We start from the raw sequence: 14,932 nt of genomic DNA, 5'->3' as shown, positions 1-14,932 counted from the left end.
CGGTTCACCCGGGCCGCAGCGGAAACCCCGATATGAGAGAGGCGGCTGCGTGGCCACTGCAACCACGACCAAAACTCGCGCGACTTCGAAGGAGACCTCCGCCGAGGAGAGCGAGGGCACGACTGCGCCCGAGGTCGCTCCCCGCAAGGCCGCGGCGAAGAAGGCTGCTGCCAAGAAGGCTCCCGCGAAGAAGGCTGCGGCGAAGAAGCGCGCCTCGGCGAAGGACGCGGTCGAGGAGACCACCGAGGCCGACGAGCTCGAGACCGAGGAGGCCCCCGCGGAGGAGGAGAAGGACGAGAAGCAGGCGCGCGCCGCCGATGAGCCGCTGCCGACCGGCGCGATCGTCCTCAAAGCCTCCGACGAGGAGGATGTGCCGACCGTCACGACCGCCATCCCCGGTGCGACCGCCGACCCGGTGAAGGACTACCTGAAGCAGATCGGCAAGGTCGCTCTGCTGAACGCGGCCGAAGAGGTCGAGCTCGCGATGCGCATCGAGGCGGGTCTCTTCGCCGAGGAGAAGCTCGCCACCGAGAAGAACCTGCCCAAGAAGCTCACGCGAGAGCTGAAGTGGGTCGCCCGCGACGGCCAGCGCGCCAAGAGCCACCTGCTCGGAGCCAACCTGCGCCTCGTCGTCTCGCTCGCCAAGCGCTACACCGGTCGCGGCATGCAGTTCCTCGACCTCATCCAGGAGGGCAACCTCGGCCTCATCCGCGCCGTCGAGAAGTTCGACTACACCAAGGGCTTCAAGTTCTCGACCTACGCGACCTGGTGGATCCGCCAGGCGATCACCCGCGCCATGGCCGACCAGGCCCGCACCATCCGCATCCCGGTGCACATGGTCGAGGTCATCAACAAGCTCGCCCGCGTGCAGCGCCAGATGCTGCAGGATCTGGGCCGCGAGCCCACTCCCGAGGAGCTGAGCCGCGAGCTCGATATGACCCCCGAGAAGGTCGTCGAGGTGCAGAAGTACGGCCGCGAGCCGATCTCGCTGCACACGCCGCTCGGCGAGGACGGCGACAGCGAGTTCGGCGACCTCATCGAGGACACCGAGGCGGTCGTGCCCGCCGACGCGGTCGGCTTCACGATGCTGCAGCAGCAGCTCGAACAGCTGCTCGACTCGCTCTCAGAGCGTGAAGCTGGCGTGATCCGCATGCGCTTCGGCCTGGGCGACGGCATGCCCAAGACCCTCGACCAGATCGGCGACACCTTCGGTGTGACGCGCGAGCGCATCCGCCAGATCGAGTCGAAGACCATGGCGAAGCTGCGCCACCCATCGCGGTCGCAGCAGCTGCGCGACTACCTCGAGTAGGCCGACGCGAGAAACAGGCATGAGAAAAGCCCCGGCCTCGGCCGGGGCTTTTCCGTATCGACTCGCTCAGGCGTTCAGCTTGTGGCTCTCGTCGTGCCAGACCTCCGCCATGGGGCGCAGCTTGGCCTCGTGCTTGTGGGCGTGGTGCGCGCAGAACAGCAGCTCGCTGCCGCTCAGCACCGCGCGGACGTATGCCTGCGCGCCGCAGCTGTCGCAGCGATCGAGCGCGCTCAGCGGGCGGTTCGCGGCTTCGGCGGTCTCGAGACCCTGGGTGCGTTCGTGCTCCAGCGTGGTCATGGCAACCTCCTCTTCATCACTGGTTCTTCGTCTCCCATCCAAGCACGTCCGGCTGCGATCCGCTCTCCCGGGGCGCCCCGGTTCGCTGTGCGCGTAGACCGCGCGCACCGCTTCGGCACTCGCCGCCCGGCCTCGCCGCGGTTGTCCGGAGCGTGCCCTACAGTAGAACGGTCATTGAGCGAAGGAGACCTCAGCAGTGGCATCGAAGCGATCAGCGGACCGGGCGACGGAGTCGAGCTATTCCGCACGGCACCTCACCGTGCTCGAAGGGCTCGAGGCGGTGCGCAAGCGGCCGGGCATGTACATCGGCACGACCGATTCGCGCGGTCTCATGCACTGCCTGTGGGAGATCATCGACAACTCGGTCGATGAGGCGCTCGCCGGTCACGGCGACGAGATCGGCATCACGCTGCACGCCGACGGCAGCGTCACGGTCGCAGACAGCGGACGCGGAGTACCCGTGGACGTCGAGCCGAAGAGCGGCCTATCGGGCGTGGAGCTGGTCTTCACGAAACTGCACGCCGGCGGCAAGTTCGGCGGCGGCGGCTATGCATCCTCCGGCGGTCTGCACGGCGTCGGCGCGTCGGTCGTGAACGCCCTGTCGTCGCGCCTCGACGTCGAGGTCGATCGCGACGGCAAGACCTGGGCCATGTCCTTCAGGCACGGCGAGCCCGGCGTCTTCGCGGGTGACGGCCCCAACAGCCCGTTCACGCCCTTCGAGGAGTCATCGGAGCTGCGGGTCGTCGGCAAGGTGGCCAAGGCGAAGACCGGCACTCGAGTGCGCTACTGGGCCGATCCCCAGATCTTCCTGCCGACCGCTCGCTTCGAATCCGACTCCCTCGTCGCGCGTGCGCGGCAGACGGCCTTCCTCGTGCCCGGTCTCGCGATCGAGATCGTCGACGAGCGGCCGGAGTCCCGCGGTGAGGGCGACGAGGTCCCCGTGCACCGCTTCTCCTACGAGGGCGGCATCTCCGAGTTCGTGGAGTTCCTGGCCGTCGACGCCCCGATCACCGACACCTGGCGCGTCATCGACAGCGCGACGTTCACCGAGACGGTGCCCGTCATGGACGAGGAGACGGGCCACCTCGTCTCGCGCGAGGTCGAGCGCACCTGCGAGGTCGACATCGCGATGCGCTGGGGCACTGGGTACGACACCGAAGTGCAGAGCTTCGTGAACATCATCGCGACGCCGAAGGGCGGCACGCACCTCAGCGGCTTCGAGCAGGGGCTCACGAAGTTCTTCCGCAAGCAGATCGAGCAGAACGCGCGCAAGCTGAAGGCCGGCGGCGACAAGCCGGAGAAGGACGACATCCTGACGGGGCTGACCGCCGTCGTCACCGTGCGGGTGCCCGAGCCGCAGTTCGAGGGCCAGACCAAGGAGGTGCTCGGCACGGCGGCCGTGCGCTCGATCGTATCGAAGGCCGTCGTCGGCGGCCTTGCGGAGCGCTACGAGTCGACGAAGAAGCAGGACCGGGCGCAGACCGGCACGCTGCTCGAGAAGATGGTCTCCGAGATGAAGTCGCGCATCGCGCTGCGCGCGCAGCGGGACACGGCGCGGCGCAAGAGCTCGCTCGAGAGCTCGTCGCTTCCGGCGAAGCTCATCGACTGCCGTTCCAAGAACGTCGCCGAGACCGAGCTCTTCATCGTCGAGGGCGACAGCGCCCTCGGCACGGCGCGCCCCGCCCGCGACAGCGAGTTCCAGGCGCTGCTGCCGATCCGCGGCAAGATCCTGAACGTGCAGAAGGCGTCGGTCGCGGAGATGCTGAACAACGCCGAGTGCGGGGCCATCATCAAGGTGATCGGCGCCGGCTCGGGGCGCGATTTCGACCTCGACTCGGCGCGCTACGGCAAGGTGATCCTCATGAGCGACGCCGACGTCGACGGCGCGCACATCCGCACCCTGCTGCTCACACTGTTCTTCCGCTACATGCGCCCCATGCTCGAGGCCGGCCGAGTGTACGCCGCTGTGCCGCCGCTGCACCGCGTGATCGTGCAGAACGCGGGCCGCAAACCCAACGACGTCGTCTACACGTACAGCGAGCGCGAGCTGAATGCTCTGCTCGCAGACCTGCGGAGGCGAGGCAAGAAGTACCAGGAGCCGATCCAGCGCTACAAGGGACTCGGAGAGATGGACGCCGATCAGCTCGCCGAGACCACGATGGATCGGGAGCACCGGACGCTGCGTCGCGTGCGCATGGAGGACGCGCACGCCGCCTCGCAGGTGTTCGAACTGCTGATGGGCAACGACGTGGCGCCCCGCAAGGAGTTCCTCATCGAGAACGCCGACGACCTCGACCGCGAGCGCATCGACGCGTAGCGGGCGGGCGGCGCGGGTGCGGTGGACCGCGAACGGGCCGTGCCCTACGGCGCGACGCCGACGAACGATGCCGCGCCGTCGATCGGGGTGCCCGAGCCGTCGCGTTTGCCGAGCTCGGTCGGCAGCTTGCGCGCCGCCCCGTCGGCCGCGAGCGCGCGCGGCTCGCCCACGCCGACCCAGGCGCACGCGATCTGATCCTCCCATTTCAGGAAGCGCTGCACCCGCACGCCGCCGGTCGCGCGACCCTTCGCAGGGATCTCCGCCCAGTCCGAGACCTTCGCCGTGGCGACGTCCGTTCCCGGCAGCGTGATCGAGCTGTCGGCGACGGTCACCACCCTCGCATCGGCCCCCACGGGCACCGCGCCCGCGAAGACGACCCTGGCCTCGGGAGAGAGACGGATACCCGCCATGCCGCCGGCCGGGCGGCCCTGCGGGCGCACGGAGGCGGCGGCGAAGCGCAGCAGCTGCGCGTCGCTCGTCACGACGGCGAACTCCGAGTCGTCGGGGGCCGGGAAGGCGCCGACGAGCGAGTCGCCGGCCTTGAGCCCGATCACCTCGAACGTCGGCTTCGCCGGCAGCTCGGCGAGCAGCACCCGCTTCACGGTGCCCTGCGCGGTGAAGAGGCCGAGCGGTGTCGACGCCGCGGCCTCGCCGTCGAGCGGGGCGATGCCCACGACCCGCAGCTTCTTGTCGGCGATGCCGAGGTAGTCGAGCAGCTTCACGCCGGCCGAGAACGCGACCGAGGCGGCCGGCACGAGCGGCAGATCGACGGGGGTGAAGCGGTGCAGGGTGCCGTCGGAGAGGATCGCCCCGAACTCGCCGCGCACCGTGCCGTCGGCGCTCGCGAGCACCGCGCCGTGCTTGGTCGCCCGTGACGAGCCGCGCTGCGGCTCGGGCGCCGAGGGATCCCTGTCGAGTCGCAGCGCGCGGCCCGTCACCGAGATCAGTACCGTGCAGGGCGTGTCCGCCACCTCGAGCGACTTCGCGGCCGCCGCCGAGCGGCTCGGCCGCGCGACGGCGCCCGTGAGCACCGTGCGGCGCGGCGTGCCGTAGGCCTCGGCCGCGGCGTCCATCTCGGCGGCGACGACGGCGCGCAGCCGCTCCTCGCTGCCCAGGATCTCGAGCAGGCGCTCGATCTCGGCCTGCAGCTCGTCGCGTTCCGCCTCGAGCTCGACCCGCGAGAACTTCGTGAGGCGTCGCAGGCGCAGCTCGAGGATGTACTCGGCCTGCGCCTCCGAGAGGTCGAACACCTGCATCAGGCGCGTGCGGGCGGCCTCGGCGTCGTCGCTCGTGCGGATCAGCTGGATGACCTCGTCGATGTCGAGGATCGCGATGAGCAGGCCCTCGACGAGGTGCAGCCGCTCGCGGCGCTTGCGCAGTCGAAACTCGGAGCGGCGGGTGACGACCGAGAGGCGGTGATCGAGGAAGACGCGCAGCATCTCGCGCAGTCCGAGCGTCTGCGGCTGACCGTTCACGAGCGCGACCGAGTTGATGCTGAACGAGTCCTCGAGCGGCGTCGCCCGGTAGAGCTGCTCGAGCACGGCCTCGGGGGAGAAGCCGGTCTTCAGGGTGATGACGAGCTTCAGCCCGTTCTTGCGGTCGGTGAGATCGACGACGTCGGTGATGCCCGAGATCTTCTTCGCGTCGACGCCCTGCTTGATCTTCTCGATGACGCGCTCGGGGCCGACGAGGTAGGGGAGTTCGGTGACGACGAGGCCCGTCTTGCGGGGGCCGAGCTGCTCGACCGACACCTTCGCCCTGGTGCGGAAGGCACCGCGGCCCGAGCGGTAGGCGTCTTTCACGCCGTCGAGGCCCACGATGATGCCACCGCCGGGCAGATCGGGACCGGGAATGAACTCCATGAGCTCGTCGACGGTCGCATCGGGGTGGTGCAGCAGGTGCTTCGCGCCCTCGACGACCTCGAGCAGGTTGTGGGGCGCGAGGTTCGTGGCCATGCCGACCGCGATGCCGCTCGCACCGTTCACGAGCAGGTTCGGCACGGCCGCGGGCAGCACCTCGGGCTGCATGAAGGAGTTGTCGTAGTTCGGCACGAAGTCGACGACGTCCTCGTCGAGCGACTCGGTCATGGCGAGGGCCGCGCCCGCGAGTCTGGCCTCCGTGTAGCGGGAAGCCGCGGGGCCGTCGTCGAGGGATCCGAAGTTGCCGTGGCCGTCGACGAGCGGCAGGCGCAGGTTGAAGTCTTGCGCGAGGCGCACGAGGGCGTCGTAGATCGAGGAGTCGCCGTGCGGGTGGAACTTGCCCATCACGTCGCCGACGACGCGGGAGCTCTTGACGTGCCCCTTCTCGGGGCGCAGGCCCATCTCGACCATGCCGAAGAGGATGCGGCGCTGCACGGGCTTCAGACCGTCTCGCGCGTCCGGCAGGGCGCGCGAGTAGATCACCGAGTAGGCGTACTCGAGGAAGGATCCCTCCATCTCGCTCGAGATGTCGACGTCTTCGATGCGCTCGCCCGGCAGCTCGTGCGCCACGACGACGGAGTTCGAGGCCGCATCGTCTGCGCCGGAGTGCCCGGCCTGCTGATCGTCGCTGCTGGAGGAGGGGCTGGGGGCTTCGGTCATAATGGAGATCATGCTACCGACAGCCGCCGACATCGGCGCGAGGCTTGCCGCGATTCTGCCGAGCGGGATCGCAGCGGTCGCGAAAGGGATCGGGGCCGCGGCCCCCGGGGCCGTCGCCTTCGCCGACTCCGAGCGCCTGCCGGCGCTCCGCTCGTTCGTGATGGTGGTCGTCGACGGCCTCGGACACGCCAATCTGTCGGCGCGCAGGGGGCACGCGCCGACCCTCGCCCGGCTGCCGCGCAGGCGCATCGAGACGGTCGCCCCCTCGACGACGGGTGCAGCGCTCACGACGCTCACGACGGGCGCCCTCCCGGGCGAGCACGGGCTCATCGGCTACCGCATCAGGCACCCCGAGCTCGGTCTCGTCACGACGCTCAAGGACTGGGGAGGGGTCGCGGATCGCCGCTCCTGGCAGCGCGCGACGCCGCTGTTCGCGTCCGCGCGCGAGGCCGGAGCCCGGCCCGTGGCGATCGGGCGGCCGGCCCACGCTGCGGGGGGCCTGACCGAGGCGATCCTCACGGGAGCCGAGTACCACCCGGGGCAGCGGATCGAGGATCGCTTCGCGGCGATGTCGCGCCTGCTGCGCGAGGGCGATCCGATCGTGGCGTACCTCTACGTCGACGAGCTCGACAAGGCCGCCCACGAGCAGGGCTGGCAGAGCGAGGCCTGGACGCGGCGGTTGGAGGCGCTCGACGCGTCGCTCGCCGATCTGCTGCGCACGCTCCCCGGCGACACGGGCGTCGTCGTCACCGCCGACCACGGCATCGTCGACGTCGCACCCCACCAGCAGGTGATGCTCGACGCCGATCCCTCGATGCTCGACGGGGTCGCCGAGATCGGGGGAGAACCGCGGTTCAGATCCCTCTACCTCGATGACGGCGTCGATCCCGCCGCGGTCGCGAGCCGCTGGGCCGAGGCCGAGCGCGGCAGGGCCTGGGTCGCGACCCGCGACGAGGCGATCGCGGCGGGGGTGTTCGGCCCCGTCCACGCCGAGGTCGCCCACCGCCTGGGCGATGTGATCATCGCCGCGCGCAAGCAGGCGGCCTACTACAGCTCCGCCGACGACCCGCGCTCGCTCGCGATGATCGGGCAGCACGGATCGTTCAGCGAGGACGAGCGCGGCGTGCCGCTCGCGCTCGGGGGCGCGCTCGAAGGGACGGGCTTCGCCGCGGCCGTCGCGGAGGCCGCGACCGGGCGAGCGTGATCCCCCGCCCGGTTACCGGAGGGGCTACGCCGGATCCTCGTCGCTGCGGGTGCCGAAGAGGATGTCGTCCCAGCTCGGGATCGACGCGCGGCCCTTCTTGGGCTGCTCGCTCTTCACGTCCTTCTTCTTGACGGGCTCGACGTTCTTGACGGGCTCGACCGGCGCATCGGCGGGGCGAGGCTTGCCCGCCTCCCGCGACACGCCCCCGGCGGCCCAGATGCTGCGCGGCCTGGGGGCCGCAGCGGTATCGGGCGAGGGATCCTGCGTCGCCCGCGGCGCCTGCGGACGCGGGCTCCCGCTCTCGGCCGGCCTGATGCGGGAGGGGTGCTCGTCCGGGTGCTCGGCGCGGTTCCCGGGGAACGCCGTGGGCTCCGCCGTCTCGTCGCGTCCGCCGGAGCTGCGCTCCGCGCCGTCCGAGCCTCTTCCGCGTTCCTCCAGGCTCCGCTCGCGCTCGCCGCGCCGGCGGCGCAGCGCGTCGAGCAGATCCGCGGTCTGGCTGAGGTCGGAGCCGGCGGCAGAATCGGTCTTCATCGCACGCTGCTCGATCTCGCGCCGGCGCTCGTACTCCGCGTCCGGGTCCTCCTGCGCCGCCTCGGAGGGCTGCTCGGGGACCGGGGATCCCTCTCTGTCCTCCGGCGCCCGCTGCGCGGCCTCATCGCCCTCCTGCGGCTTCGCGGCGAGGTGCGAGGGATCGAAGGCCCCCGAGTCGAAGCGGCCGCGCGGCTCGCTGCTGTCGACCGCGCGGAGCTTGGGGATCAGTCGATCGCCGACATCGCCCTGCTTCGACAGGTTGACGGCGTCGGTGTTGAGCGGGGAGAGCACGCCCTTGCGGTGATCGAAGGACCAGACGGCGCGGTGCGCGGTGTCGTGCGACAGGAACTCGAGCCCGATCATCCATCCGGCCTGGTCCTCCTTCCAGGAGGACCACTCGCTGGCGTCCGCTCCGAGCGTGACGAGGCGGGCGCCGATGACCGCGCCGAACGACTGCTCGTCTTCGTCATGCGCCTCCGCGCGCACGGCGACGGCGTGGGCGCGCTCGAGGATGTACCGGCGCTCGGCGAGCACGGGCTCCTCGTAGCGCTCGATGTCGGCCTCCTCGAGCCCCGTCTCCTCGGCGACCTGGGAGCGGGTCTTGCCCGAGCGGATGAGCGCCTGGATCTCGCGAGGGCGGATGCGCGACACGTCGCGCTCGCGGCGACCGAGATGCCGCAGTTCGCTGAGCACCGCCTCGTCGACGAGCAGGCGGAACTCCTCGCCCGCGTCGTTCGCGACGATCAGGGCGCGCTCGTCGCGTCGCACAAAGCGCAATTCGTCCATAATCGCGTTTTCCTCTTCTCGATCGACACCCGACTGCGCAACCCAGGCTGCCACAGTGGCGCGCGAGTGCGGCGCATTGACGCGGGCGCGTGGGAATAATCGACGCCGGTGCGCGTGAAACGCGCGGGAACGGGATGCGGCGCGTTTCCGCGCTCAGAGAACTCTGAGCCATGTGGTTTGCGTCGAGGGGGAATGGTAGGGCAGACTATGGCCGCTCGCAGGAAAAGACCGTGCCGCATCCGGCGCCGAATCGCAGGGGGACCCAGAACAGTATGGCTACCGACTACGACGCACCGCGCAAGACCGATGAAGACGCCGAGTCCATCGAGGCGCTGAAGGAACGCGGTACGGCGAAGGGGGCCTCCTCCATCGACTCGGAGGATGCCGACAACCCGAGCTTCGACCTCGGAGGCTCCGACCTGTCGGATGTCGAGCTCGATGTCGTGGTGCTGCCGCAGCAGGACGACGAGTTCACCTGCGTCAGCTGCTTCCTCGTGCGCCACCGCTCGCAGATGGACCACGAGACCGAGCTCGGGCCCATTTGCGCGGAGTGCGCCGGCTAAATCGCGGCAGCGATTCAGCGCATTCCGCGCCGGCGCCACTGCGCGGAGTGCGCCGGCTAGGACCTATCAGCGCGTCCGTGCCGAGGCGATCGCGTCGGCGAGCGCCCGCGGGCGTCTGCTCGTGATGATCCAGTAGGGCGCCGGATCCGCGGGGTCGATGTTCTCGATGCGCACGCCGCGGTGGATCCAGCCGCGCACGAGCAGATAGCTGCGCGCGTCGAGCTCCGGGCCGATGGCCTCGCGCAGCGCCTCCGCGCCGAGCAGTTCCACCTCGCCGAGCTGATCGACGGGGATCTGCGCGCGCCCGGCGAAGAGGCGGCCGTCGCTCACGCGCACGCTCGGGCTGGACAGGAACAGTACGAGTGCGACCAGCAGGTAGGCACAGGCGCCCGCGGGGATGGCGTACTCGGAGGCGATCGGCAGCGTGACCATCGCCACCGCCGGCGCGAGCAGCAGCACGGCGGCGAAAAGGCCGATCCCCGGTACGAGTCGTTCCCGATAGGCGGTCGCCGGAGCGTCGGATGTCATGCTTCCATTATCCCTCTTCGTTCCTCCGCATCCGCCCTACCGGGTGATCGGGTAGCCTGTCCGGGTGACCGATGTCGTAGAGATCCCCATCCAGGCCGAGACCCCTCCCGTCTACGCGCATTTCGATGACGCGGGCGCCGATCTGCGCGCGGCCGAGGCCGTCGAGATCGCGCCGGGCGACCGGGCGCTCATCGGCACGGGGGTCTCGATCGCCCTGCCCGAGGGGTATGCCGCGTTCGTGGTGCCGCGGAGCGGTCTGGCCGTCAAGCACGGCATCACGGTGCTGAACTCGCCCGGGACGATCGACGCGGGCTACCGCGGTGAGATCAAGGTGCCGCTGCTGAACACCGACCCCGAGCGCTCGTTCGCGATCGCGCCGGGCGATCGCATCGCGCAGTTGATCGTGATGCCGGTCTCGCGCGCAGAGTTCGTGCCGGTCGCGGAGCTGCCCGAGAGCGTGCGCGGCACCGGAGGTTTCGGGTCGACGGGCGTGCAGGGCTGATCCGGAAGGCAACCGGGGAAATTTCGATGCCGCGGCTGCGGCAGACGTGAAGGAGAAGTCAGATCATGAGCGAGGAACAGCGGAGCGGCGACGAGCTGGACGTGCGCGAGAACGCCGCGCCCGAGGTGGACGATTCGAAGTCGGCCCCCGAGGATCGCGCGAGCGCGGGGCCCTTCGATGCGAGCGAGGTGCCGTCGATGCGGCCGTACGTCGATCTCGGCGGCATCAAGGTGGCTCCGCGCGAGGGGCTGCAGCTGCGGCTCGAGGTCGACGAGCGCGCCAAGCGAGTAGTCGCGGTCTCGCTCGACTACCAGGGCTCGCTGCTGCAGGTGCAGGCCTTCGCGGCACCGAAGACGACGGGGCTGTGGAACGGCGTGCGCGCCGAGATCGCGCAGCAGATGGGCTCCCAGGGCGCTCAGCTCGTCGAGGAATCGGGTCCGCTCGGGCCCGAGCTCGTCGTGACGACTCCCGCGCCCGCGGATCAGGGCGGCGGCTCTCGGGTCGCCCGCTTCATCGCAGTGGACGGTCCGCGCTGGATGCTCCGCGGAGTGGTGATGGGCCGCGCTGCGACCGACGCCGATGCCCGCGCCGGCGTGATCGATCTGTTCCGCGAGATCGTCGTGGTTCGCGGCGACCAGCCGATGCCTCCGAGCGAGCTTCTGCCGCTGCGCGTGCCCGCGGGCGTGCAGCAGCAGGGCGGTCCCGCCCAGGGCGTGACGCAGGCGTGACCGATCGCGGCGGCCTCGGCCGGGCCGTCGAGGCCGGGCTGCACGGCGAGGCGGTCTCGGCTCGCGGCGTGTTCGAGGCCATCGGCGGGTGGCGAGGGATCGCGGAGGCGCTCGTCCCCGCGACCGTCTATCTGGCCTGCTACGTGATCACCCGCGATGCCCGGATGTCGGCCATCGCGCCGCTCGTGCTCGCGGGCGCGGCGTTCCTGTGGCGGCTGATCAGGCGGGAGCCGGTGCAGGCCGCGCTGTCCGGGCTGCTGGGCGTCGCCGTCTGCGTCGGCGTCACCCTCTTCACCGGGCGGGGCGAGGACTACTTCCTCCCCGGCTTCTGGATCAACGGCGCGTGGATCGCGGCCCACACGATCTCGCTGCTCGTCGGCTGGCCGCTGATCGGTCTGCTGCTCGGCTTCCTGCGCGGATCCCTGACCGAGTGGCGCAGGGTGCGCGTGCTGCGGCGCGCGGCGGCGCTCTGCACGCTCGTGTGGATCGCGGTGTTCGGGGCGCGCCTCGCCGTGCAGCTGCCGCTCTACCTCGCCGCTCAGGAAGGCGATGTCGCGGCCACCGACGCGCTGGGACTCGCCCGGCTGCTCATGGGGATCCCGCTGTTCGCGCTCGCGGTGCTCTTCACCTGGCTGGTGCTCAGCCGCGTCGGGGCCGCGGTCGACGCCGCCGCCGACGGCAAGGGGAGTGAGGGCGGCGATCCCTCGCCCGCCGAATCATCTGACGATTCGGGCGGCGAAAACGAGGCCACGACTGGGCAGAACACCCCGACCGAGTGAACCTCCGCCCTCCGGGAACGGTATAGAATTATCTCGACATCGAGACATCTGCGCTCGCGGCGCCGCTTCTGCGCCGGTCGAACAATGAGTGGAGGAACTGCCATGGCTGCGGTCAACAGCTTCGGTGCGAAGAGCACCCTCGCGGTGGGCGAGAAGGAATACGAGATCTACCGGATCGATCAGGTGCCGGGCCACGAGCGTCTGCCCTACAGCCTGAAGGTGCTGCTCGAGAACCTTCTCCGCACCGAGGACGGCGCCAATGTCACGAAGCAGCACATCGAGGCGCTCGGCGGCTGGGATCCCTCGGCCGAGCCCGACACCGAGATCCAGTTCACCCCCGCCCGCGTGATCATGCAGGACTTCACCGGCGTCCCCTGCGTCGTCGACCTCGCGACCATGCGCGAGGCCGTCACCGACCTCGGCGGCGACCCGGACAAGATCAACCCGCTCGCCCCCGCCGAGCTCGTCATCGACCACTCGGTCATCTCCGACGTCTACGGCACCCCCGGCGCCGCGGCGAAGAACGTCGAGATCGAGTACCAGCGCAACGGCGAGCGATACCAGTTCCTCCGCTGGGGTCAGGGCGCCTTCGCCGACTTCAAGGTGGTGCCCCCGGGCACCGGCATCGTGCACCAGGTGAACATCGAGTACCTGGCACGAGTCACCTTCACCCGCGAGGTCGACGGGGTGCTGCAGGCCTACCCCGACACCGCCGTCGGAACCGACTCGCACACGACCATGCAGAACGGGCTCGGCGTGCTCGGCTGGGGCGTCGGCGGCATCGAGGCCGAGGCCGCGATGCTCGGCCAGCCCATCTCGATGCTCATCCCGCGCGTCGTCGGCTTCAAGCTCTCGGGCCAGATCCCCGCGGGCGTAACCGCGACCGATGTGGTGCTCACGATCACGCAGATGCTGCGCAAGCACGGCGTCGTCGGCAAGTTCGTCGAGTTCTACGGCGAGGGCGTCGGCTCGGTGCCGCTCGCCAACCGCGCCACCATCGGCAACATGAGCCCCGAGTTCGGCTCGACCGCCGCCATGTTCCCCGTCGACGACGTGACGCTCGACTACATGCGCCTGACCGGCCGCCCCGACGAGCAGATCGAGCTCGTGAAGGCCTACACGCAGGCGCAGGGCATGTGGCACGATCCCTCGCGCGAGCCCGAGTTCAGCGAGTACCTCGAGCTCGACCTCTCGACCGTCGTCTCGTCGATCGCCGGCCCGAAGCGCCCGCAGGACCGCATCGAGCTCACGAGCGCCAAGACCCAGTTCGAGAGCGATCTCAAGAACTACGCCGAGGCATCGAACCCCGCGCTCGTCAAGGACCCCGAGGGCCGCGAGTTCGAGATCGATCACGGCGCGGTGACCCTCGCCTCGATCACCTCGTGCACCAACACCTCGAACCCGTCGGTCATGCTCGCCGCAGGCGTGCTCGCCCGCAACGCGGTCGCGAAGGGCCTGAAGGCGAAGCCGTGGGTCAAGACCACGCTCGCCCCCGGCTCGAAGGTGGTCACCGACTACTACGAGAAGTCGGGTCTGCGAGACGACCTCGAGGCCCTCGGCTTCTACCTCGTCGGTTACGGCTGCATGACCTGCATCGGCAACTCGGGCCCCCTCAACGAGGAGATCTCGCAGGCGGTCAACGACAACGACCTCGCCGTCACCGCGGTGCTCTCGGGCAACCGCAACTTCGAGGGTCGCATCAACCCCGACATCAAGATGAACTACCTCGCGAGCCCGCCGCTCGTGGTGGCCTACTCGCTCGCGGGCACGATGGACTTCGACTTCGACGCCGAGCCGCTCGGTCAGGACGAGGCAGGCAACGACGTCTTCCTGCGCGACATCTGGCCCGACCCGGTCGAGGTGCAGAAGATCGCCGACGCGTCGATCGACAGCGACATGTTCAACTCGAAGTACGCCACCGTCTTCGAGGGCGACGAGCACTGGAAGTCGCTGCCGACCCCCGCGGGCAACACCTTCGAGTGGGACGAGAAGTCGACCTACGTGCGCAAGGCCCCCTACTTCGACGGCATGCCCGCCGAGCCGGCACCGGTCGAGGACATCTCGGGCGCCCGCGTGCTCCTGAAGCTCGGCGACTCGGTGACCACCGACCACATCAGCCCCGCGGGCAGCTTCAAGGCGGAGACCCCCGCAGGCCAGTACCTGGTGGCCAACGGCATCGCGCCGCGCGACTTCAACACCTACGGCTCGCGCCGAGGCAACCACGAGGTCATGATCCGCGGCACCTTCGCGAACATCCGCATCCGCAACCAGCTGCTCGACAACGTGGAGGGCGGCTTCACCCGCGACTTCACGCAGGAGGGCGGCCCGCAGGCGTACGTCTACGACGCGGCGCAGAACTACATCGCGGCGGGTGTTCCGCTCGTGGTGCTCGGCGGCAAGGAGTACGGCTCGGGCTCGTCGCGCGACTGGGCCGCGAAGGGCACGCGCCTGCTGGGCGTGAAGGCCGTCATCACGGAGAGCTTCGAGCGCATCCACCGCTCGAACCTGATCGGCATGGGCGTGCTGCCGCTGCAGTTCCCCGCGGGCGAGAGCGCCGATTCGCTCGGCCTCGACGGCACCGAGACGTTCTCGATCTCGGGCATCACCGAGCTCAACTCGGGCGTCACGCCGAAGACGGTCGCGGTGCGCGCGGAGAAGGCCGACGGCTCGGCCGTCGAGTTCGACGCGGTCGTCCGCATCGACACGCCGGGTGAGGCCGACTACTACCGCAACGGCGGCATCCTGCAGTACGTGCTGCGCTCGCTCGTCTGAGTTCGCGGCGGACACGGCGGAGGCCCGGGCGCGAGCC

12 protein-coding genes are annotated in these 14,932 nt (G+C 70.0%); 8 read left to right on the top strand and 4 right to left on the bottom strand.

Translation table 11 applies throughout. From position 1 onward, the window contains the following. Positions 1-49 precede the first annotated feature (49 nt). The gene (locus J4H91_RS12930; RefSeq protein WP_208046677.1) at positions 50-1,309 is read left to right on the top strand and encodes an RNA polymerase sigma factor; all 1,260 of its coding nucleotides are present in this window, start codon (positions 50-52) and stop codon (positions 1,307-1,309) included. A 66-nt stretch (positions 1,310-1,375) separates the two neighbouring features. Here J4H91_RS12930 and J4H91_RS12925 read toward each other — a convergent pair whose 3' ends face one another. Beyond that, a complete protein-coding gene (locus J4H91_RS12925; protein WP_208046676.1) occupies positions 1,376-1,606 on the bottom strand; it encodes a DUF7455 domain-containing protein in 231 nt (76 codons plus the stop codon). Positions 1,607-1,802: 196 nt separating this feature from the next. On the opposite strand from J4H91_RS12925, the gene J4H91_RS12920 reads away from it, so the two are divergent. Next, entirely contained in the window at positions 1,803-3,923 is a 2,121-nt protein-coding gene (locus tag J4H91_RS12920; protein WP_208046675.1) for a DNA gyrase subunit B, read from the top strand. Between the two features lie 44 nt (positions 3,924-3,967). On the opposite strand, the gene J4H91_RS12915 is transcribed toward J4H91_RS12920, so the two are convergent. After that, complete coding sequence (locus J4H91_RS12915) at positions 3,968-6,502, bottom strand: DNA gyrase/topoisomerase IV subunit A (RefSeq protein WP_208046674.1); 2,535 nt, start codon at positions 6,500-6,502, stop codon at positions 3,968-3,970. A gap of 10 nt (positions 6,503-6,512) precedes the next feature. Here J4H91_RS12915 and J4H91_RS12910 point away from each other — a divergent pair, with 10 nt between their 5' ends. After that, on the top strand, positions 6,513-7,706 hold the full coding sequence (locus tag J4H91_RS12910; RefSeq protein ID WP_208046673.1) for an alkaline phosphatase family protein: 1,194 nt from the start codon (positions 6,513-6,515) through the stop codon (positions 7,704-7,706). A gap of 24 nt (positions 7,707-7,730) precedes the next feature. Here the strand turns inward: J4H91_RS12910 and sepH are convergent, their stop codons facing one another. Then, the gene (gene sepH, locus J4H91_RS12905; RefSeq protein ID WP_208046672.1) at positions 7,731-9,023 is read right to left on the bottom strand and encodes a septation protein SepH; all 1,293 of its coding nucleotides are present in this window, start codon (positions 9,021-9,023) and stop codon (positions 7,731-7,733) included. Between the two features lie 272 nt (positions 9,024-9,295). On the opposite strand from sepH, the gene J4H91_RS12900 reads away from it, so the two are divergent. Next, on the top strand, positions 9,296-9,586 hold the full coding sequence (locus J4H91_RS12900) for a DUF4193 domain-containing protein (protein WP_208046671.1): 291 nt from the start codon (positions 9,296-9,298) through the stop codon (positions 9,584-9,586). A gap of 66 nt (positions 9,587-9,652) precedes the next feature. Here the strand turns inward: J4H91_RS12900 and J4H91_RS12895 are convergent, their stop codons facing one another. Continuing rightward, positions 9,653-10,114, bottom strand: coding sequence for a DUF3093 domain-containing protein (locus tag J4H91_RS12895; protein WP_208046670.1), 462 nt, complete (start codon positions 10,112-10,114; stop codon positions 9,653-9,655). A 64-nt stretch (positions 10,115-10,178) separates the two neighbouring features. Here J4H91_RS12895 and dut point away from each other — a divergent pair, with 64 nt between their 5' ends. The 4 genes from dut (at position 10,179) to acnA (ending at position 14,895) form a co-directional block, all read left to right on the top strand. Beyond that, positions 10,179-10,616, top strand: a complete 438-nt coding sequence (gene dut, locus J4H91_RS12890) for a dUTP diphosphatase (RefSeq protein WP_208046669.1) — start codon at positions 10,179-10,181, stop codon at positions 10,614-10,616. 65 nt (positions 10,617-10,681) lie between these two features. Next, positions 10,682-11,344 carry a DUF3710 domain-containing protein gene (locus J4H91_RS12885; protein ID WP_208046668.1) on the top strand — a complete coding sequence of 221 codons (663 nt, stop codon included), beginning with the start codon at positions 10,682-10,684 and terminating at the stop codon, positions 11,342-11,344. Beyond that, entirely contained in the window at positions 11,341-12,123 is a 783-nt protein-coding gene (locus tag J4H91_RS12880) for a DUF3159 domain-containing protein (protein ID WP_208046667.1), read from the top strand. Before J4H91_RS12885 ends, J4H91_RS12880 begins: the two co-directional genes overlap by 4 nt. A gap of 102 nt (positions 12,124-12,225) precedes the next feature. Continuing rightward, positions 12,226-14,895: an aconitate hydratase AcnA gene (gene acnA, locus J4H91_RS12875; RefSeq protein ID WP_208046666.1), complete on the top strand. Its 2,670-nt coding sequence runs from the start codon at positions 12,226-12,228 to the stop codon at positions 14,893-14,895. Positions 14,896-14,932: the final 37 nt, after the last annotated feature.

Origin of the sequence: Leucobacter ruminantium, from assembly GCF_017565705.1 — a bacterium.
Taxonomy (GTDB): Bacteria; Actinomycetota; Actinomycetes; order Actinomycetales; family Microbacteriaceae; genus Leucobacter; species Leucobacter ruminantium.
Note: the sequence above shows the minus strand (reverse complement) of the source record. Positions and strands in the feature narration are given on the sequence as shown.

Coding starts and splice junctions, on each gene's coding strand:
- J4H91_RS12885 (WP_208046668.1), top strand. CDS start 10,682: ATGAGCGAGGAACAGCGGAGCGGCGACGAGCTGGACGTGCGCGAGAAC.
- acnA (WP_208046666.1), top strand. CDS start 12,226: ATGGCTGCGGTCAACAGCTTCGGTGCGAAGAGCACCCTCGCGGTGGGC.
- J4H91_RS12895 (WP_208046670.1), bottom strand. CDS start 10,114: ATGACATCCGACGCTCCGGCGACCGCCTATCGGGAACGACTCGTACCG.
- sepH (WP_208046672.1), bottom strand. CDS start 9,023: ATGGACGAATTGCGCTTTGTGCGACGCGACGAGCGCGCCCTGATCGTC.
- J4H91_RS12925 (WP_208046676.1), bottom strand. CDS start 1,606: ATGACCACGCTGGAGCACGAACGCACCCAGGGTCTCGAGACCGCCGAA.
- J4H91_RS12915 (WP_208046674.1), bottom strand. CDS start 6,502: ATGACCGAAGCCCCCAGCCCCTCCTCCAGCAGCGACGATCAGCAGGCC.
- J4H91_RS12900 (WP_208046671.1), top strand. CDS start 9,296: ATGGCTACCGACTACGACGCACCGCGCAAGACCGATGAAGACGCCGAG.
- J4H91_RS12910 (WP_208046673.1), top strand. CDS start 6,513: ATGCTACCGACAGCCGCCGACATCGGCGCGAGGCTTGCCGCGATTCTG.